A 20,511-nucleotide genomic window follows, 5' to 3' on the forward strand; every position below is an offset into this window, starting at 1 on the left:
ATCAGTATCTTTAAACAATGAATAACCCGTCGCTTGTAAGCCTCATCATCATCACCATGAACCATGAAAAGTTCATTGAGCAGGCATGCTTGTCCGCCATTTCACAGACCTACCCCAATTATGAAATTATTCTCTTGGATAATGCTTCGAAAGACAGGACGTTTGAAAATGCAGAACAGGCCCTTTCAACCTTTGACAAGCATTACAAAATCATCAGAAATACTGAGAGCTTCGGCGTAGCAAAAAACCTTAACATTGCAGTTTCCCATGCTTCAGGAGAATACATTTCCATACTTTCGGGAGATGACTGGTTTACGGAAGATCATCTTTCAGAAAAAGTATCATATATTGAGAAAAATCCGGTAGACTTTATTCTTTCAGACGGTTATAAATATTATCAGTCTGAAGAGAAAATGACAGATGCCTATACTCCGAAAGAGAAAAAGCAGATCATAGACACCCTTGATAATTTTTTCCAGGAAAACGTTTCCGAAAACAAAACAGCCAATGTAGGAACATTTGTAAAAAGAGAGCTTCTCGTGAAATATCCGTTTGATGAAAACATCAATACTGAAGACTGGGATATGAATCTGAGACTGACTTCCAAAGGCTATAAAATTGGGTTTATCGACAAAAAGCTATTCTACTACAGAATCCTTTCTACCAGCCTTTCGAGAAACTGGAAGCTAATGAAAGATTCTTATGAAAAAGTGACCCATAAATACATTGATTACATAAAAGCAGATCAGGAGCTTTATAAAAAATACAGGCTTAAGCTTATTCATTTCAAGTACGAAATCCTTTTATCAGAAACAGATTCGGAATCTGAGAAAAAAAGGCTGCAAACGGAATGGAAAAAAGAAAAGTACAGAATTAAGTACAAAAATCCTGTCCTATTCTTTAAACTGCTGATGCTAAAAAAGTAAATAAAAAAGATGGAGTGAATTTTCACTTCATCCTTTTTACTGTCTAAAACCAAAAAAACCAACAACGAAAGTGTAAATAATCCTTAAAACATATAATTTTAAGTAAATTTGCACCAAAATTTTTATTGAAATGGAGAAAGTAAGAGTTCGTTTTGCTCCAAGTCCTACCGGACCTTTGCATTTGGGAGGCGTAAGAACCGCATTATATGATTATCTTTTTGCCAAAAACCAGGGTGGTGAATTTGTCCTTCGAATCGAAGATACAGATACAGCCAGATATGTGGAAGGGGCTGAAGACTATATCGAAGAAGCTTTAGAGTGGTGCGGAATCATTCCTGATGAAAGCCCTAAGAAAGGAGGAAAATTTGCACCTTACAGACAATCTGAAAGAAGGGATATCTACGACAGATATACAGAGCAGATCCTGAAAACAGACTATGCCTACATCGCCTTTGATACGCCAGAAGAGCTGGATGCGATCCGTGCTGAATTCGAAGCGGAAGGAGATGTTTTCTCTTATGACAACAAGACCAGAAACCGACTGCGAAACAGTATTGCCCTTTCTGAAGAAGAAGTTCAGAAATTACTGGATGAAAAAACGCCTTATGTGGTAAGATTCAAAATGCCGGTTGACAGAACATTAAACCTTCACGATATCATCCGAGGAAATTCTTCTGTGAACACCAATACCCTGGACGATAAAGTTCTTGTAAAGAACGACGGAATGCCTACTTACCATTTTGCCAACATCATTGATGATCACGAAATGGAAATTTCCCACGTGATCCGTGGCGAAGAATGGCTGCCGTCTTTAGGGCTTCACACTTTATTATACGAAGCTATGGGTTGGGAAGCACCTCAGTTTGCCCACCTGTCTCTAATCCTGAAGCCTGATGTATCGACTTTAATTAATAAAGATAATATTGACAGCATCACAAAATCTTTTGCAGAAGAATTTGTCCTGAAAAACAGCCAGTTTTCTTTTGATGAATCAGCAGAGCTTATTAAATTATTCTTTGCAGAAGTAAAAAGCCCGAGATTTAAATCAATGCTGGGCGAAAATGATAAGGATAATCCATTAACAGCTTCTGTAAAACAGTTTTTAAAGAAAGGGCTATCCGGAAAATTAAGCAAAAGAGATGGTGATAAATTTGGATTCCCTGTATTCCCGCTGGACTTCAAAGACCCTTCCACGGGAGTTGTTTCCAAAGGATACAGAGAAAACGAATATCTTCCTGATGCATTCATCAATATGGTAGCCCTGCTGGGCTGGACTCCTGCAGATGATAAAGAAATCCTGTCTCTGGAAGAAATGAGCAAAGAATTTGATCTTCATAAAGTACATAAAGCCGGCGCCAGATTCAGTAAGGAAAAATCAGAATGGTTCAACCATCAGTATATCCAGATGAAGTCTGACGATGAACTTCTTCAGATACTAAAGAATACAGACCTTAACCTGTCCGGTGTTGCTGATGAAAAATTAGTAAAGATCATCGGTTTGATGAAAGAAAGAGCTACCTTCCCTAAAGATATTTACGAAAACGGAAAATTTTTCTTCGAAGCTCCGGTTTCCTATGATGAAAAAGCATCTAAAAAAGCCTGGAACGAAGAAACTTCAGCTGTTTTAGAGGAGTTAGTCAAAAATCTTGCTACCACTGAATTTACTTCAGAAATCCTAAAGCAGGCAGTCCACGATTTCGCGGAAAACAAAGGCCTGGGGATGGGAAAAGTGATGATGCCGCTGCGTTTATCTTTAGTAGGAGAGCTGAAAGGCCCTGATGTTCCGGATATCATGGAACTGATTGGAAAAGAGGAAAGTATCTCCCGAATAAACAATGCTATCAATAATTTTAAATAGTTTTTCATAATTTTTCATAAATTTGAAAGATTTAATTTACTTCAAGAAATGGAATATTTAAGTTTCGAACTTCCTATAAAAGATCTGATGGATCAACTTCAGACTTGTTCTTTAGTAGGAGAAGAAAGTGGTGTTGATGTAAAATTAGCATGCAGCCAGATTGAGGATAAGATTTTGGAAAAGAAAAAAGAAATCTACGAAAATCTTACCCCTTGGCAGAGAGTACAACTATCCCGTCATCCTGATCGTCCCTATACAATTGACTATATCAACGGAATGGTAGATAAAGGAAGTTTTCTGGAACTTCACGGAGACAGAAATTTCGCAGACGATCCCGCAATGATCGGCGGTTTGGCTACATTGGATGGTCAGAAAGTAATGATCATAGGAACCCAGAAAGGGAGAACAACCAAAGAAAGACAGTACAGAAGATTCGGAATGCCGAATCCTGAAGGATACAGAAAAGCTTTACGACTGATGAAGCTTGCTGAAAAATTCAAAATCCCTGTGGTAACTTTAGTAGATACACCGGGAGCTTATCCGGGACTAGAAGCTGAAGAAAGAGGACAGGGTGAAGCAATTGCCAGAAACATTTTCGAAATGGTTCAGCTTAAAACTCCAATTTTCACTTATATTATCGGTGAAGGAGCGAGTGGCGGAGCTTTGGGAATAGGTGTAGGAAATAAGGTATACATGCTTGAAAATACATGGTACACTGTAATTGCTCCGGAAAGCTGTTCTTCTATCTTATGGAGAAACTGGGATCACAAAGAAGATGCAGCCAATGCATTGAATCTTACTCCAAAAGATGCTTTAAGAGAAAAATTCATTGACGGTATTATTGAAGAACCCCTTGGTGGAGCTCAATATGATCCGGAAACAGCTTATCTGAATCTTAAACATTCGATTTTACAGAATATCAAAGCTTTTTCAAAATTCTCAGGACAGGAACTTGAAACCCAAAGGCAGGAGAAATTCATTGCGATGGGACAGTTTAAAGGATAAAAATAAAAAACGGTTAAGAAATTTCTTAACCGTTTTGTTTATAGCTTAGTTTCTTTTTACTTATTAATCAGCTACATTGAGGGCAATTTCAATATCCTGGGTTACCTTTTTGATCGAAGAATATTTTGCATCGCACACCATCGTAGTCAGTACATATTCACCTTTATCTATCAGAATAAAATTCTGTCCTTTTGCCGGAACCGTTAAATTATAATATTTCTTTCCGCTTATCTTTACGATCAGGTTACAGCTTGACCTGTTCTTGATGTTGATATAAGCCTCATTCTTATTCATATCATTATTAAAAATGTGGGTAAGCATTGCTGCCGTTTTTTTATGGGCTTCACTAGGTTCTGATTTGGCAACTCCGGCAGTTTTGGCGGAACTCATGGAACCAACGCTTGCCAGTCTCTCTTCTTTCAAAGCCTTTATAGCATCATTTACCTTATCCGTGTTCTTATTTTCAGCAGATGTTTTATTGGCCGCTATCACTTTACCGCTGTTAAGTTCATTATTCTGAACAATTTTTTCTATTTTCTCTTTGCTGATTGGTTTAATGGTAGGTTTGGCTTCAGGGGAATTATCAGCCATAATCATATCAATAAGTTTTCTTTTAAAATAATCTGTTTTGGCATGCCCAGGATTCTGTTTCAGAAAACCGGCGATTACCCGGGCCTCTTTTGAAGCTTCAGCATCCTGTTCTGTATAGATGATTACCGTTTCTTTTTCCACCACAGCTTTGGATTTCGATTTCTTCTTTTTTTGTGAGAAACCTAAGGTGAAAATGCATAGAAATATAAGTAGAAAGATTTTTTTCATTAATCAAGTCTTTAAAATAGTATTAAATATATCAATAACGTGAAAAGTCATTTTTTAGTTTATCATTAAAATCATTATCTTTGCACTGCTTTAAAATTAAGCTAAAAATTAATACTAATCTTAAATAAAAAAATAATAGATATTATGTCTTATACACCAGTTGCTGCAGACGTAGCGAAATTAAGAAACCAAACAGGTGCAGGTATGATGGACTGCAAGAAAGCTCTAGTTGAAGCAGAAGGAGACTTCGAAAAAGCAGTAGATATCCTTAGAAAAAAAGGACAGAAAGTAGCTGCAAACAGAGCTGACAGAGAATCTTCTGAAGGTGCGGTAATCGCTAGAGTAAACGAGGACAACACTTTAGGTGTGGTAATCTCTTTAAACTGCGAAACTGACTTCGTTGCAAAAAATGAAGCTTTCATCGAGCTGGCTTACGAATTTGCTGAAATGGCAATCTTCGCGGCTACTAAAGAAGAGCTTTTAGCTACAGACTTCCACGGAATGACTGTTGCTGAGAAATTAATTGAGCAAACAGGTGTTATCGGTGAGAAGATCGAGATCGGAGCTTTTGAAAGAATCGAAGGACCATTCTTAGGAGCTTACATCCACGCTGGAAACAAAATTGCTGCTATCACTTCTCTTTCTGCAAAGGTAGACGGAGCTGACGAGGTTGCTAAATCTGTTTCTATGCAGGTTGCTGCGATGAACCCTATCGCTTTGGATGAAACCAGAGTGTCTCAAGAGACAATCGATAAAGAATTAGAAATCGAAAGAGAACTTCTTGTAAAAGAAGGTAAGCCGGAGAACATCATCGACAATATCCTTAAAGGTAAAATGCAGAAATTCTACAAAGACAACACATTGGTACACCAGTCTTTCATTAAAGACGGAAGTATTTCTGTTGCTGACTATGTAAAATCTGTAAACGGAGATCTTAAAGTAACAGGATTTGTAAGAGTAAGCTTAACTTAATTATCTTTCAAATAAAATAAAAAATCCCGGTGAATTTCACCGGGATTTTTTATATATGTGCTCTGCCAGATCAAGCTGGTAAGAACTTCTTATCAGTAGATGATCACCTGGACAGAGCCTGATACAAGATTACCAGTTTCATATTCCTGATGGCTTTTAATTAAAAATCGTGATTAATTTTTAACTTTTGTTATATTTATTTAACACTATTTCAAATATTATTTTAAATTTGTAGAAATCCTAATTCCACACACATGAAAAGATTTCTACTCAGCTTAGTATTACTTCTTTTATCAATTAACACGCTCTTTGCACAAAGGGACACGGAACACTGGTTTGCTCCTATGGCAGCTAAATCTAATATTCTCAACAGTCCTAAACAGGCGTTATATTTTTCTACAGATTCTGTAACACCATTTCCTGTAGAAATATACAGCAATAATATACTGCTTGGAACAGTGACGATCATGAAGGGAGATCCTAAGACATTTGATATTTCCACAGCTACAATGATTACATTGAATACAGCTGACATGTTCACACCCATTGGTAAAGGAATTTATACTAAAGGAACAAAACCATATTATGTTAATTTCAGGTTTAGTGTTACCAGCCACGGGGAAATATTAACGTCCAAAGGTAAAGCAGGTATTGGGAAAAAATTCTATGCTGCAGCTTCTCCAATGACCGGCCAAAATATAACCCTTTTGAACTTTACAACTGGTGTTTTGGCGACAGAAGATAATACAACAGTTACGGTTTCCGGATATGACTCAGGAGTACAGTTCTCTAACGGCAGTACAGGAACTACTGCACCTACGCTTACATTTACCCTTAATAAAGGACAGGCGTATATCATAGAAGGTAGAGAAAATAACGGAACCAATGCCTTCGGCTTCATCGGCGCCAAAATAGAGTCTAATAAGCCTGTATCAGTTACTAACGGTAACTTTAACGGACAGTTTGCGCTCCCTCCAATTGCGGGATCCGGCGGTTCTGATATTGTTATGGATCAATCCGTTCCTACAGACAGACTAGGAAACGAATTCGTCCTTGTAAAAGGAAACGGCGATAACAATGACGGTGATGAAGACGCACTGATCATCGCAACTGAAAATGATACTCAAGTTTTTCTTAACGGATCTACCACTCCTATCCAAACCCTTAATGAAGGAGAATGGGTAAGAGTAGGCCAGGGACCAAATAATACCTATGTATTCCCATATATTGATCAGGGGAATTCTCATTTCAATATGCATATCAAAACCTCTAAAAATGCATATGTTTATCAGCTCCTGGCAGGTCTTCCAAACAGTACGGCAACAGAAGGATTCAATTATATTCCTCCTTTAAACTGTTTCCTACCGAGAAAAATCGATGAAATAGGATTGATCAATCAACTTCCTGAAGCTTTTTCAAGCGGCACAAAAAATGTAAAATTAAATATCCTCACTGAAACAGGAGCAACGGTTACCGTAAATGGAACTCCGCTTCCAACTACACAGGGTCCCTTTACTGTAACAGGAACTACAGCCTGGGTATCTTATTCTGTTCCTAATATTACAGGAAATGTTACTGTTATTTCTACAAAAGCAGTTACAGCAGGTATTTCTGCTGGAAGTGGAGCAGTAGGATACGGTGGTTATTTTGCAGGATTCTCATCAATTCCAGTGATTGCAAAACGTTCCGGAGAATGTGCTCCAGGTATTGTTCTTGAAGTGGATGATGGATATGAAGGCTACCAGTGGTTCCTGAACGGAACAGCTATCGCGGGAGCAACAGCCAATACGTTCTCACCTACAACTTCCGGAAACTATACGGTAAAAGTAACAATGGGTACATGTCCGCCTGTTACTACTCCAATCTATAAGGTTTTTACCTGTTTAAAACTTACTACACAAACACTGAATGCATGTTCTACAAAGGTAATTACACCGGCGTTCACATCTTCAACACAGACTCCTGTACCGGGTACACTGGTGATTATTACTCCACCAGCACACGGTACAGCTGTAATAAATTCAAACGGAACGATCACCTACACTCCTACTACCAACTATTATGGCCCGGATCAGATCGTCTATAAATTCTGCGGTAATGCTACTGAATTTATAGACTGTGAGCAGGTTACTTTAAACCTTACTGTAGTGCCATTTGTAGTAAGAGATGCAATAATCTCAGCATGCCAGTATGATGTAGATCCTTATGCTTATTTTGATCTTACTAAAGCCAGCGTTACCGACTATAATGCAGTAGTTAAAAAATATTATCCTACATTGGCCGATCTTACTGCAGGAACTAACGAAATCACAGTTCCCCAAAACTATCCGTCTACCGGAGGATTTGTGTATGTAAAAGTTACAACAAACGAAGGATGTACAGCGAATGCAAAAATTCAGCTGATTGCTCTTCCGATCAAAAAATCACCAATTCTTGTTGATCAGTTTATCTGTGCAGACGCCACAACAGATCTGGATGCAGGTCCCGGATATGACTCATATCTCTGGAATACCGGAGCTACAACATCTTCTATTCAAAATGTAGGTATTGGAGAATATTCTGTAATTCTGGGCAAAAACGGATGTTTGCTGCCACAAATTGTAAGAGTAAGAAAAGCTGAAGATCCGGTAATCACCAAGATCGAAATTTCTAACACAACAGCTACAGTAGTTGTAAACGGAGGAAAAGCTCCATACAAATATGCAGTAGATTCACCATCTAACTGGCAGGATTCTAACGTATTTACAGGGCTGACAAGGGGGCAACATACTTTCTATGTAAAAGACACTTATAATTGTGATCCTACATCAGTGGAAGTAACAATTCCTAATTTATTAAATGCCATTACTCCTAACGGTGATAATAAAAATGACTTTATTGACTACAGCGAATTAGCTTATAAAGAAAACCTTTCTTTTGTAATTTATGACAGATACGGAAATATGGTATTTACCGGGAACAAATTCAATAATTACAAGTGGGACGGAAAACATTATGACAAAAAATTGCTAACAGGAACTTACTGGTATCATATCAATTGGAATGAAACCAACAAAGAAAAAACTCCTATCCACTATACAGGATGGATTTTAGTTAAAAACATTGAATAACCGTTCTTGGCAACAAATAATTAACCGCGACTTAAAATCGCGGTTTTTTTCTGACGCAAAATGATTTTTTTTTAAACATTTTATAATTCCACGTTAAATATTCTCTTATTTTTGCGACAATCCTAAATTCCTATATACATGAAACATTTTTTACTCACTTTTCTTTTGCTGTTCACAACAGCCAGCTCACTTTTCGGGCAAAGAGATACGGAGCATTGGTTTGCTCCTATGGCAGCCCGAAGTACAAATATTATCAACCCACAACAGGCATTGTATTTCTCTACAGATTCAGTTACTCCTTTTCCTGTAGAAATTTACAGTAATAATACCCTGCTGGGAACAGTGACTGTCTCTAAAGGGGCTCCCCAGACATTTACCATTCCGTTAGGAAGCATTATTACCGGTAATACTTCTGAACTGTTCGTTCCGGTAAGCAAAGGAATATATACAAAAGGAACAAAACCTTATTTTGCAACCTTAAGATTTTCTGTAAGCAGTCATGGAGAAATTCTGACATCTAAAGGAAAAGCAGGGATCGGGAAAAAGTTTTATGCAGTAGTTTCCCCTATAGAAAATCCTATAGTTGCACTGAACTTTACCACTGGTGTGATGGCTACAGAAGACAATACTACAGTCACCGTTTCGGATTATTCCAGTGATGTCATATTTACCAACGGATGGACTGGTGTGACCAATCCATCTTTGACATTCACCCTTAATAAGGGTCAGTCCTACATTATTGAAGGAGTTGGTGATAAAGCAGGGAATAAAGAAGGCTTTATTGGTGCTAAAATAGAGGCCAACAAACCTATTTCCGTGACCAACGGGAACTTCAACGGCCAGTTTGCAATCATTCCAACTGGTTCTTTCTTTGACGGAGCTGATATTGTCATGGACCAATCTGTACCTACAGACAGGTTGGGGAATGAATTCGTTCTTGTAAAAGGAAACGGAGATATCAGTGAAAGAATGGAAGATGCCCTGATTGTAGCTACCGAAGGTGGTACACAAGTATTCATTAACAATGGGGCAACACCGGTGATCACCCTAAATGAAGGTGAAAGCTACAGAGTGAATAAGTTATCCAATACCAATTACATCAATCAGGGTAACAACCACTACAATATGTATATTAAAACAACAAAAAATGTTTATGTATACCAGTTATTGGCAGGTGTTGCAGCGAGTAACGCTACGATCGGATTCAATTATATTCCTCCTTTAAACTGCTACCTTCCAAGAAAAATTGATGAAATAGGAAACATTAATATTCTTCCTCCTACCACCAACAATGTTAAATTAAATATACTGACAGAAGCAGGAGCTGCAGTTACCGTCAACGGAGCTACCCCTCCTGCTGCTCAGGGCCCTTATCCAGTTTTAGGGACTTCATCATGGGTATCCTACTCCGTGCCGAACGTTACAGGAAATGTAACAATTACTTCTTCAAAAGCGGTAACAGCAGGAATCTCAGGAGGAAGTGGTGTAGTAGGCTATGGTGGATATTTTGCAGGATTTTCCTCCATTCCGGTTATTGCCAAACAGACCGGCGACTGTATTCCGGGAATTGTACTGGAAGTGGATGACAGCTTTGATTCTTATCAGTGGTACAGAGATGGTACTCCCATTACCGGAGCAGTAGCCAACTCTTATATTCCGACACAGTCGGGTAATTATACTGTAAAAATCACGGTAGGCTCATGTCCCCCGATAACTACCCCGGTCTATAAAGTATTCACTTGTCTTACCGAAACTACATTGAACGAAACAGTGTGCGACGGTGTTAAGCTGATTGTTCCAACATTTACAAATTCTACTCAGTCTGTAGTCCCGGGTAGTGTAATCATCGTTACACCACCAACTAATGGGAACGCAGTAGTTGATCCTGCCACAGGGGTCATTAGCTATGCTCCTGCCTATACGTATGTAGGACCAGACTCATTTGTTTACAAATTTTGTGGGAATAACCCTGATTTTACGGACTGCGAGGAAGTAACATTAAATTTAACAGTTTCTGAGAGTCCGGTTGTTAACAATGCTTCTTTAAGAACATGTTATTTAGAAGACAATCCGGCTACGGGATTATTTAACCTTACCAATGCTTCTGTAACCGTACAGCCAGGAGTTACCAAAAAATATTATCCTTCCCCTACAGATGCTGACAACAGTACGAATGAAATCCTGAATCCAGCAAATTATATTGCTCCCACCGGAGTTGCTTATGTAAAAGTAATCAATGCCAACGGATGTTACAGAATTGCAGAAGTTTCACTCACAGTTCTTCCTCCTGTAAAATCTACTGTTCTTGTTGATAAGATTATCTGTGTAGAAGACAAAACAACGCTTGATGCCGGACCAGGTTTCAACGGTTACGAATGGAGTACAGGAGCTAAAACACAGGCCATCCAAAATGTTGGCGTAGGAACCTATTGGGTGAAATTGAAAACCGGCGACTGTGTTACGCTTCAGACCGTGAAGGTATATGCTTCCGAGCAGCCGGTTGTTTCCAATATCGACATTTCAAATACTACAGTTACCGTATATGCAATAGGCGGAACCCCTCCATATCAATATTCATCGGATAATATCCAATGGCAGGATTCCAATATATTCACTGATGTGACGAGAGGAATATCTGCAGTATATGTAAAAGACAGTTATAACTGTGATCCAATAAAAGTAGAAATTACCATTCCTAATCTGATCAATGCTATTACCCCTAATGAAGACGGTGTAAACGATGTCCTTGATTATTCATTATTATCAGGCAAAAAAGATTTGGAATTCACTATTTTTGACAGATATGGAAGCAAAATATTCCAGGGAGATAAATCAAACGGTTATAAATGGAATGGTACGCTAGGCGGAAGCAAAAGAGTGCCTACCGGAAATTACTGGTTTGAGATCCATTGGAATGAACCTGCTGGTAAACAGACTGCTGTAAAATATACAGGCTGGATTCTCGTAAAAAGCAGAGAATAAGGACTGAAAAATATAACTTTTCAAACCGCGATTTTACCATCGCGGTTTTTTTATTACTTTTTCAAGTAATGAATCCATTTTATTATTAAATTTGTGTTAAACCCTCTCTACTGAATGAAAAAAATTTTATCTTTTTTATTTATACTTTCTTTTTTCACCTTTACCTTTGCCCAATTGGATAGGGAGCATTGGTTTGCACCAATGATGGATAGAAGCATAAGCCCTAATCCATATCAGAAATTATACTTATCTACCAACAGAACAACACCTTTCCCTGTCAACATATATAACAATAACGTTCTTATCGGAACGGTAAATATCAGCAAAAACAATCCTCAGAAATTTGATGTTCTAAGAAACTATATCATTACCACCAGCCAGACCGACCTCTTTACTCCAACTACAAAAGGATTATATCTAAAAGCTGAATTTCCTTTTTATGCTAACCTCAGGTTTTCCGTATTCAACCATGCTGAGATCATTACTTCAAAAGGAATACCTTCTACAGGAAAGAATTTCTATGCTGCAAATGCCCCCATTACGGTCAGTAATGCCATCTTAAACTTTATGACCAGTGTTCTTGCAACTGAGGACAATACAACAGTTACAGTCTCCGGGTATAAGCCAACGGTACAGTTTTCAAACGGAACCACCGGCGCTACAAACCCTGTCATGACCTTTACCCTCAATAAAGGGCAGTCATACATTATAGAAGGTACGGGTACAGCAAATACTGATGGTTTCATTGGTGCTAAGATAACCGCCAGTAAGCCGGTGAATATCACCAATGGAAATTTCAATGGCCAATATGCCGGAAACTATCCTTCGAGCTCTGATATTTTAATGGATCAGGCTGTCCCTGTTGAAAGACTTGGAACTGAGTTCGCATTAGTAAAGGGGAATGGCAGAATAGGGTCTAATATGGAAGGAGCCATTGTGATTGCTACTGAGAACAATACGCAGATTTTTGTTAACGATGAAATTCCTCCCCTTACCACTTTAAATGCAGGACAGTATTTTATTATTCCTGATTCAAAATATAAACTACAGGCGGGGGTCCACTATAATCTCTACCTTAAAACATCCAAAAATGCCTATGTCTATCAGATTCTTGCCGGGGATTCCGTTTCAGGGAGTGAAGTAGCAACCGGCGGGTTCAACTTTATTCCGGCACTGAACTGTTATCTTCCCAAACAGATCAATGAATTGGGCTTTATTGATGAGAACTTTGTTCATTCCACTGCAAATCCTTCGGGAATTCTTAATATTCCCACCAAACTGAACCTTATTACAGAAAAAGGTGCCAATGTCACGGTAAACGGCGCTGTTCCACCGGTAACAACAGGCCCATTCGATATGACAGGTACAGCCAACTGGGTTACATATGGTATTCCAAATGTTGCCGGAACAATCACTATAGTGTCTGACAAAGCAATTACCGCAGGAATCAATGCTGGAAGTAACGCTGTCGGATATGGGGGATTTTTCGCAGGTTTTCCTACACAACCCGTTATTTTAAGCTCAGGAGGAACCTGTGCTCCCGGTATTGTGCTTACGGTAGATCCCGTTATTTATGATACCTATCAGTGGTATGTAAACGGAACTCTTATTCCCGGAGCTACAGGAGCATCCATCAGCCCTACACAGTCCGGATTTTATACATGTTCTGTAACGATGGGGAAATGTGCACCCTTGGTGACGGAGCAGTTTAAAGTTCTGAATTGTACAAAGCTGACTACATCATCCTTCAATGTCTGCAGCACAAAAACTATAACCCCGACATTCACCAGCTCTGCACAGACACCTGTCCCTTCTACGGTCGCTATTGTCAATGCTCCTACACTGGGAACTGCTGTTATCGATCCTGTGACCGGTATCATTACTTATACCGTCAATACTCCCGGAACAGTCGGAACAGATACTTTTACCTATACTTTCTGCGGAGATGATCCTGTTTTCCCAGATTGTGAAACAGTAACCGTCACCGTCAATATCCTATCTCTTATCGTAACAAATGTTACGTTGTATGCCTGTAATATTAACGGACAGGGAACTTTTAATCTTACTACCGCCAATGTAACCAATAACTCACCGGTAACTATTACCTACTATCCTACTTTAGCAGATGCTCAGACAGAAAATCCTGGAGCACTTATCACCTCTACAAATTCCTATACCGCTCCGGACGGTACCATTGTATATGCTGTAGTAAAAAATAACCTGGGCTGTAAAAGTATTGCCCAGATCACCCTTACTTTATACAACCTGGCTATTGTAACGAACAATTATAATGGCACTTTCTGTGATGACAATATGGACGGAACAGTCACCGTCACACTATCCAGTATAACAGGCATTGTGCTGAATAATCCCGGTTACTTTACCAACGTAAGATATTATGCATCCCTTGCAGATGCTAATGCAGGAAACAACAATACTCTTCCTAATACCTGGAGCTATACAGCTGCAACAACCATTTACATCAGAGTTGAATCTCCGGATGGCTGTGCTGTCGTTGTAAAACCTTTACAGTTCAGCATAGGAAGCCGTATTCCTTTATTAACACCTGCCGCTGTAACAAGCATTTGTGATGATGATCTTGACGGAATAAAAGCGGTTGATCTTGCACAGTTTATTCCACAGTTTACAGCAGACCCAAATGTGACCTATACTTTCCATGGAAGCTTGGCAGATGCCCAGAATGATATTAATCCTATATCAGCAACCGTTAATGTTACAGCTGCACAGACCTTTTATATCAGATTTGAGAAAAATGGGGTCTGCCCTGAAGTTGCACCTATTAAAATCACCATTAAAGCCCCTAAGAAATCTGATCTCTTAAAAGACAAGATTATCTGTCCGAAAGCAACTACTACATTAGACGCAGGCCCAGGATTTGAAAAGTACCTTTGGAGTACAGGAGCGACTTCTCCTTCTATTTCCAATGTTCCTGTCGGAAGCTATTGGGTAGAGCTTACATTCAATGGCTGTGTTTACAAACAATATGTTAACGTTATAGAAGCACCTCTTCCGGTGATCACTTCCATTGAAATCAACGGATCTACAGTAACGGTTGGCGTAAGTGGCGGTGTGCCCCCCTATGAATATTCTCTGGACGGAGTAAGCTGGCAGAGTTCAAATGTTTTCAACAATGTACCAAGAGGAGCCCACAAGGTCTTTGTAAGAGACTCTAAGCTGTGTGGCGAAGTAGAAAAAGCATTTGCCATCATCAATCTTATCAATACCATTACCCCTAACGATGACGGGCACAATGATGAGATAAACTATTCCGCTTTAATGAGTAACACGAATCTGGAATTCAGAATATTCGACCGTTATGGAGCTGAAGTCTTCAGAGGAAGCCCAAGCAACCGGTATACCTGGGACGGAAGAATGGGCGGAAGACCTGTACCAACAGCTACTTACTGGTATTTCATCACCTGGACGGAATTTGGCACTTCTATTCCTATAAAATATACGAGCTGGCTACTGGTAAAACGTAAATAATGAAATATTTGGTTAAATTTCATTATATCGTTTTTATTGATCAACATTATAACATTCATTAACAGTTAAGTATTAAAGTTTAATATAACTTTAACCTGTAATCACTATCTTAATAGGTATAAATTGCTGTATTTCTACGTAATTTTGCTCTAATTATATGAAGAAGCTAATTACCCTTTTAATGCTGGTTTTTCTGGCAAAAATCAATGCACAGACATATTCCGGAGAGGTATTTTTAAGAGACAACTCGATCCTGTATCTCAACCAGGTTTACGTAACCAATCTGAATACTCAGAAAACGGTACTTACCGATTACAACGGTACTTATAATATACCTGCAGCTCCCGGAGACGTGATCCGCTTTACCTCTATCGTTACAGAACGAAAAGATGTAAAGCTTACTCCACAGATGATGCAGCAGAAAAATATCATTGAATTAAAAATTGCATATTACGAAATTCAGGAAATTGTGTTAAGCAGGTTCAAACCTACCGGAAACCTTAGATATGATGTAAATTCTATCAGAAAAGAGGATAAGGGGCTGGCCATTAAAAAGGTAATCGGACTTCCTGAACCTAAAGGTGACGGGACATCTCCTGAACTACCGGTTGCCGGCTTAAGAGACGGTGGGCTCACCTTCAGCCTCGAAAGCATCTATGACATCCTTTCGGGTGACAGAAAGAAAAAACAGCGTTATATGGCTTATGAAAGGATGAATAATTCTGTATCCCAGATTAAGAATTATCTTGGTAAAGACTATTTTGCCAAGTTTAAAATTCCTGATAATCTTATTGATAATTTCCTTCAGTTTGTTTATACGTCAGAAAATATTGAAGCTTATGTCCTGTCCGGTAATTTTGAGGCAATAAAAATCCCTATCGAAAAGTATCTGCCAATCTATCAGAAGAGACTTAAGACTTCGAATCTTCAGGAAGTAATTAAATAAGCCTTTGATATTTTAAGAAATGTATACTATTTAATAATTTATAGTATACATTTCTTTTCTATTTAAAAATATGTTTAATTTTATCTCACAATTACGTATCTAAAATAAAAACAGCAGTATTCCGTTATTGTAATAAACTAATGGACCAAAACACAAATTGAGAAAGAACATCAGCTTTTAACTTAATATTTGTTAATGAAAAAACTACTTTTACTATTTGTTTCTGTTCTATTTTTTAATCTGTCTGCCCAGAAAAGGGGGAAAGACTACAGCAATATTTTAAAAAGTAAAAACATCTATGAGATTAATGCTTTTCTCAGGGATGCACATCCTGATGATCCCCGGAGATCTGTATTGAAACCCAGGGTAATGGAAATGATGACCCAATACATTAAAGACGCTCATCCTGCAGACCAGAAAGTGAAAGACATGCAGGAAATGCTTGCACTGCTGAAAAGAAGACCGTCTACAAAGATCAGTTTTGATGAAATGAACGCCATTATCAAACAGAAACAGATCGCCAAATATAAAGCAGAACTTGCCGCCAAACAATCTACGGTGGTGTATACACCAAGTACTACCCAAAACGCTTTTGTTGTCAATACATCCGCCAATGTCGCTGTTCCGAATGCTGAAGCTGAAGAGTTTAATATGCTGATGGCTGTAAATCCTGTGGAGCACAAAAATAAAACGGTAAAAATATTAAATTCCCTATTCGATAACGACCCGAACAGCAAGGAAAGCATTGTTCTTATCAAAAATAACTCTGATTGTAATATCATTGTAAGAATGGAAGGAGTGGGAAACACCAAATACAGACTTGCCGTTCCCGCCCATGATGAAAGTACAATTGTTATAACCAAAGGACAGTATCTCTTCACAAGTCTTGTATGTGGCGCGCAGTATGCTTCCCAAAAAACAATCGAAAAAGCTATTATGGTAGCATTGGGAACCTCCCCAACACAGTAAGCCCTCTATAAATACGCACAGATCTAGTCTTTTATGCTTAAAAGGCAAGGTAATCTATGTAAAAATTGCTATTTTTGCAGGATTTTATAAATGACTCGATGGGCAAAAATAAATTAGCAAGATTTGCTGAAAACAAGATTTTACCAAATGTTATCCAACCCACAAGAGAGGATGCATTAAACGGTTTTCCACTTAAAGGAAACTGGAGAAAGGATTTCTTTAAGAATGACCACCCAATCGTGCTCGAATTGGGTTGTGGAAAAGGAGAATATTCTGTAGGGCTTGCGAAAACCTTCCCTGAAAAAAACTTCATCGGAATAGACATTAAAGGAGCCAGATTCTGGTTTGGCGCTAAGGAAGCCGTGGATAGCGGAATGAATAATGTGGCATTTCTCAGAACACAGATCGAGCTTGTAGATCATTTTTTTGCAAAAAGTGAAGTTGACGAAATTTGGATCACATTCCCAGATCCTCAGATCAAATACAAACGTACAAAACACAGACTTACCCATCCTGACTTTTTAGAACGGTACAAAAAATTTCTTAAACCTGGTGGAATCATCCATCTGAAAACGGATTCTGAATTCTTGCATGGCTATACGTTGGGCTATTTGCAAGGTGCCGGTTATGAAATCATTACAGCCCATCATGATATTTATGGTGCTCCGGAATATGATCCGAATACGGAACATCTCAGAGACATAAAAACCTATTATGAAGAGCTTTTCTCAGCTAAAGGAAAAACAATAACATATATAAAATTCCGGATAAGCTAATGGAATAACACAACAAATTGATGAAAAAAATTTTAACGCCCCTCCTCTTCTTTTTCCTGGTTTCGGGTTCTGCTTCAGCACAGAAAAAACACAAGGATATCTTAAAAAGCACAAATACAAAAGAAATTGAAGAATACCTAAGGAATGCGCACCCTGATGATCCTAAAAGAGCTGTTCTAAAACCCAAGCTCATTGCTTTAAAGAATTCTGGCTGGACAAAAGGTGCTAAAACCGCGAAACCAATGGAAGCCAGACCGGTAATGACTGATATCCCAAACAGGTTTTTGAGAAATTCAAACTCTAATGATGCGGAAGAGTTTAAAAAGCTCATCGCCGAAACTTCTGATCAGCATAAAGACAAAACGGTCAAGCTTCTGAATGCTATGTTTGATGAAGATATTACCAGTAAAGAGGCAGTGCTTCTGTTTAGAAATAATTCGGACTGTAATATCATCCTTAGAATTGAAGGAAAAAATTTCTATAACCTGGCCGTTCCTGCACATGGTGAGAATTTTATCATCCTCAATAAAGGCTCATATAGCCTGAACAGCAATGTTTGTGATGTAAAATACTCCTCTCAAAAAGATATAAAAAAAGGTATATTTGTAGTGATTGAAAATCCGGGTACGTCGCCTAAGTCTGATGCAAATAAAGATGCTGCAAAAGACCAAAAGGAAGCAATACCGGTTAAAACTTTAAAAAAGAAAAGATCCAAAAAATAACTGTATGAAAAAGCTATTCGCTTTCTTCGGAATTTCACTTACCCTTATGAGTTGTAGTGTGAACTACGGCAACTACCCTATAAGAACATCTCATCCATCATCTTCAGGAAATAGTTCCGGGGGGAATACTGTAATGAGCACGGAACGGGAATATGCAGAGCTTATTAAAACCTATAAGCCTGAAACAGCAGATGTTTTAACCGATCTTTTGAATGACGACTCTCCTACGAATCCCAGAACTTCTATTTCAGTGGAAAATAAATCTCCTTGCAATATGGTGCTTACTGTGAGCAGTACCGGCTTCTTTAAAAAGATTCCGATAGGTTCCGGTAAAGTTGGATATACAATGGTTCCTAAAAACCGGAATTACAGACTCTCCGGAATGCTCTGTAACTCATCTTACGATTCTACAAAGTTCATCACCACATCTTATGCTATAAAGATTAGCAATTAAAATAACCCCCACTCAGTTGAGTGGGGGTTTTTCTTATACCAAGACATATAACTACATAATAAAAAAACGCTGGACAAAAATCCAGCGTTTTTCCTATATTAAAGAAAATCTTTAATTATTCAGCATCGAAATCAGTATCTGTTTCAGCAGATACCTTTTCTCCCTCTTCTTTAGATTTTTCTTTATCAGCTTTTCTTTGAGACTGACCTTCTTTGATAGAATCAGAAACGATGTTTAAGATCATATCGATAGATTTAGAAGCATCATCGTTTCCTGGGATAACGAAGTCTACTTTTCTAGGATCAGAGTTCGTATCAACAATACCGAAAACTGGAATACCTAATTTCTTAGCTTCAGTTACAGCGATATGTTCTCTCATGATATCTACAACGAAGATTGCAGAAGGAAGACGAACCATGTCAGAGATAGAACCTAAGTTCTTCTCCAGGTTAGCTCTTTGTCTGTCTACCTGTAATCTTTCTTTTTTAGATAAAGTTTCGAACGTACCGTCTTTTTTCATTTTGTCGATATGGTTCATTTTCTTTACAGCCTTTCTGATCGTAACGAAGTTCGTTAACATACCACCAGGCCATCTTTCTGTAATATAAGGCATATTAAGTTCAGAAGCGTGTTTTGCAACAACTTCTTTCGCTTGCTTCTTAGTAGCTACGAAAAGAACTTTTTTACCTGCAGAAGTTAATTTTTCCAAAGCGCTACAAGCTTCGTCCAATTTAACTGCTGTTTTATGTAAGTCTACAATGTGAATACCGTTTTTCTCCATAAAAATGTATGGAGCCATATTTGGATTCCACTTTCTGGTCATGTGACCGAAGTGTACGCCAGCCTCTAAAAGGTCTTTTACATTTGCTTTTGCCATGTTTTCTGTTTTTGTTAGTTTACTTTCCGTCTTTTAAACAATCAACAACTTCTTTAGATGGGAGAAGTGTTTGGATGCTAAACGTAACGGGCAATTTGCTTTAGGCTTTAGGCACTAAGCTGTAAGCTTCAAGCGAGTTAAAAAGTTTAATAAGTTTTTCAAATAGCTTATTGCATATTGCTTTAAGCTTACCGCAATTCTTAACGTTTTGAGAACTGGAATCTCTTTCTTGCTTTTTTCTGACCTGGCTTCTTTCTTTCCACCATTCTTGCGTCTCTTGTAAGTAAACCAGCTGGCTTCAAAGCTAATCTGAATTCAGCATTGATTTCACATAAAGCTCTTGAAATACCTAATCTGATAGCTTCTGCCTGACCTGTATTACCACCACCGAAAACATTTACGGTGACGTCATACTGACCAACAGTTTCAGAAAGGATAAACGGCTGGTTCAACTTGTAAACCATCACGTCTGTAGAGAAATAAGTTGCAGCATCTTTACCGTTTACTGTAATAACACCAGAACCTGGTCTTACATAAACTCTTGCTACAGAAGTTTTTCTTCTTCCGATTTTGTGAACTATAGACATA

General features: G+C 38.3%; 15 protein-coding genes. 12 read left to right on the plus strand and 3 right to left on the minus strand.

All coding sequences use genetic code 11. From position 1 onward, the window contains the following. Positions 1 to 17 precede the first annotated feature (17 nt). From J2T03_RS19520 to J2T03_RS19530, 3 genes are all read left to right on the plus strand, one after another. Complete coding sequence (locus J2T03_RS19520) at positions 18 to 926, plus strand: glycosyltransferase family 2 protein (RefSeq protein WP_306845479.1); 909 nt, start codon at positions 18 to 20, stop codon at positions 924 to 926. 130 nt (positions 927 to 1,056) lie between these two features. Beyond that, complete coding sequence (gene gltX, locus J2T03_RS19525; RefSeq protein WP_307220999.1) at positions 1,057 to 2,784, plus strand: glutamate--tRNA ligase; 1,728 nt, start codon at positions 1,057 to 1,059, stop codon at positions 2,782 to 2,784. 48 nt (positions 2,785 to 2,832) lie between these two features. Next, entirely contained in the window at positions 2,833 to 3,789 is a 957-nt protein-coding gene (locus J2T03_RS19530) for an acetyl-CoA carboxylase carboxyltransferase subunit alpha (protein ID WP_306845482.1), read from the plus strand. Positions 3,790 to 3,852: 63 nt separating this feature from the next. Here J2T03_RS19530 and J2T03_RS19535 read toward each other — a convergent pair whose 3' ends face one another. Further along, positions 3,853 to 4,608 carry a DUF6759 domain-containing protein gene (locus J2T03_RS19535; RefSeq protein ID WP_306845483.1) on the minus strand — a complete coding sequence of 252 codons (756 nt, stop codon included), beginning with the start codon at positions 4,606 to 4,608 and terminating at the stop codon, positions 3,853 to 3,855. A 144-nt stretch (positions 4,609 to 4,752) separates the two neighbouring features. Between J2T03_RS19535 and tsf the strand changes: the two genes are divergently transcribed. The 9 genes from tsf to J2T03_RS19580 all read left to right on the plus strand — a co-directional run bounded on the left by tsf (position 4,753) and on the right by J2T03_RS19580 (position 19,046). Further along, positions 4,753 to 5,580 carry a translation elongation factor Ts gene (gene tsf, locus J2T03_RS19540; RefSeq protein ID WP_306845484.1) on the plus strand — a complete coding sequence of 276 codons (828 nt, stop codon included), beginning with the start codon at positions 4,753 to 4,755 and terminating at the stop codon, positions 5,578 to 5,580. A 254-nt stretch (positions 5,581 to 5,834) separates the two neighbouring features. Next, entirely contained in the window at positions 5,835 to 8,690 is a 2,856-nt protein-coding gene (locus tag J2T03_RS19545; protein WP_307221001.1) for a T9SS type B sorting domain-containing protein, read from the plus strand. A 138-nt stretch (positions 8,691 to 8,828) separates the two neighbouring features. Beyond that, positions 8,829 to 11,672: a T9SS type B sorting domain-containing protein gene (locus tag J2T03_RS19550; RefSeq protein ID WP_307221004.1), complete on the plus strand. Its 2,844-nt coding sequence runs from the start codon at positions 8,829 to 8,831 to the stop codon at positions 11,670 to 11,672. A gap of 114 nt (positions 11,673 to 11,786) precedes the next feature. Next, the gene (locus J2T03_RS19555) at positions 11,787 to 15,179 is read left to right on the plus strand and encodes a T9SS type B sorting domain-containing protein (protein WP_307221007.1); all 3,393 of its coding nucleotides are present in this window, start codon (positions 11,787 to 11,789) and stop codon (positions 15,177 to 15,179) included. Positions 15,180 to 15,336: 157 nt separating this feature from the next. Continuing rightward, positions 15,337 to 16,125 (plus strand): hypothetical protein, encoded by a 789-nt coding sequence (locus tag J2T03_RS19560; protein WP_307221010.1) that lies wholly within the window; start codon positions 15,337 to 15,339, stop codon positions 16,123 to 16,125. A 195-nt stretch (positions 16,126 to 16,320) separates the two neighbouring features. Then, on the plus strand, positions 16,321 to 17,094 hold the full coding sequence (locus J2T03_RS19565; protein WP_306845489.1) for a DUF6759 domain-containing protein: 774 nt from the start codon (positions 16,321 to 16,323) through the stop codon (positions 17,092 to 17,094). A 98-nt stretch (positions 17,095 to 17,192) separates the two neighbouring features. Continuing rightward, complete coding sequence (gene trmB / locus J2T03_RS19570; RefSeq protein WP_306845558.1) at positions 17,193 to 17,870, plus strand: tRNA (guanosine(46)-N7)-methyltransferase TrmB; 678 nt, start codon at positions 17,193 to 17,195, stop codon at positions 17,868 to 17,870. Positions 17,871 to 17,890: 20 nt separating this feature from the next. Next, the gene (locus tag J2T03_RS19575) at positions 17,891 to 18,592 is read left to right on the plus strand and encodes a DUF6759 domain-containing protein (protein WP_307221012.1); all 702 of its coding nucleotides are present in this window, start codon (positions 17,891 to 17,893) and stop codon (positions 18,590 to 18,592) included. A gap of 4 nt (positions 18,593 to 18,596) precedes the next feature. Beyond that, a complete protein-coding gene (locus J2T03_RS19580) occupies positions 18,597 to 19,046 on the plus strand; it encodes a DUF6759 domain-containing protein (protein ID WP_307221015.1) in 450 nt (149 codons plus the stop codon). Between the two features lie 115 nt (positions 19,047 to 19,161). On the opposite strand, the gene rpsB is transcribed toward J2T03_RS19580, so the two are convergent. Together rpsB and rpsI are read right to left on the minus strand one after the other, a co-directional pair. After that, the gene (rpsB, locus tag J2T03_RS19585; protein ID WP_111955604.1) at positions 19,162 to 19,923 is read right to left on the minus strand and encodes a 30S ribosomal protein S2; all 762 of its coding nucleotides are present in this window, start codon (positions 19,921 to 19,923) and stop codon (positions 19,162 to 19,164) included. 200 nt (positions 19,924 to 20,123) lie between these two features. Beyond that, positions 20,124 to 20,510, minus strand: coding sequence for a 30S ribosomal protein S9 (gene rpsI / locus J2T03_RS19590; RefSeq protein WP_045501218.1), 387 nt, complete (start codon positions 20,508 to 20,510; stop codon positions 20,124 to 20,126). Between the last annotated feature and the right edge of the window lies 1 nt (position 20,511).

The organism is Chryseobacterium lathyri (assembly GCF_030812195.1).
Classification (GTDB): domain Bacteria; phylum Bacteroidota; class Bacteroidia; order Flavobacteriales; family Weeksellaceae; genus Chryseobacterium; species Chryseobacterium lathyri_A.

Bases quoted from the DNA above. Each gene is read 5' to 3' on its own strand.
- trmB (WP_306845558.1), top strand. From the start codon at position 17,193: ATGGGCAAAAATAAATTAGCAAGATTTGCTGAAAACAAGATTTTACCA.
- gltX (WP_307220999.1), top strand. From the start codon at position 1,057: ATGGAGAAAGTAAGAGTTCGTTTTGCTCCAAGTCCTACCGGACCTTTG.
- J2T03_RS19575 (WP_307221012.1), top strand. From the start codon at position 17,891: ATGAAAAAAATTTTAACGCCCCTCCTCTTCTTTTTCCTGGTTTCGGGT.
- J2T03_RS19560 (WP_307221010.1), top strand. From the start codon at position 15,337: ATGAAGAAGCTAATTACCCTTTTAATGCTGGTTTTTCTGGCAAAAATC.
- J2T03_RS19535 (WP_306845483.1), bottom strand. From the start codon at position 4,608: ATGAAAAAAATCTTTCTACTTATATTTCTATGCATTTTCACCTTAGGT.
- rpsB (WP_111955604.1), bottom strand. From the start codon at position 19,923: ATGGCAAAAGCAAATGTAAAAGACCTTTTAGAGGCTGGCGTACACTTC.
- J2T03_RS19580 (WP_307221015.1), top strand. From the start codon at position 18,597: ATGAAAAAGCTATTCGCTTTCTTCGGAATTTCACTTACCCTTATGAGT.
- J2T03_RS19565 (WP_306845489.1), top strand. From the start codon at position 16,321: ATGAAAAAACTACTTTTACTATTTGTTTCTGTTCTATTTTTTAATCTG.
- J2T03_RS19545 (WP_307221001.1), top strand. From the start codon at position 5,835: ATGAAAAGATTTCTACTCAGCTTAGTATTACTTCTTTTATCAATTAAC.
- J2T03_RS19520 (WP_306845479.1), top strand. From the start codon at position 18: ATGAATAACCCGTCGCTTGTAAGCCTCATCATCATCACCATGAACCAT.
- J2T03_RS19555 (WP_307221007.1), top strand. From the start codon at position 11,787: ATGAAAAAAATTTTATCTTTTTTATTTATACTTTCTTTTTTCACCTTT.
- J2T03_RS19550 (WP_307221004.1), top strand. From the start codon at position 8,829: ATGAAACATTTTTTACTCACTTTTCTTTTGCTGTTCACAACAGCCAGC.
- tsf (WP_306845484.1), top strand. From the start codon at position 4,753: ATGTCTTATACACCAGTTGCTGCAGACGTAGCGAAATTAAGAAACCAA.
- rpsI (WP_045501218.1), bottom strand. From the start codon at position 20,510: ATGTCTATAGTTCACAAAATCGGAAGAAGAAAAACTTCTGTAGCAAGA.
- J2T03_RS19530 (WP_306845482.1), top strand. From the start codon at position 2,833: ATGGAATATTTAAGTTTCGAACTTCCTATAAAAGATCTGATGGATCAA.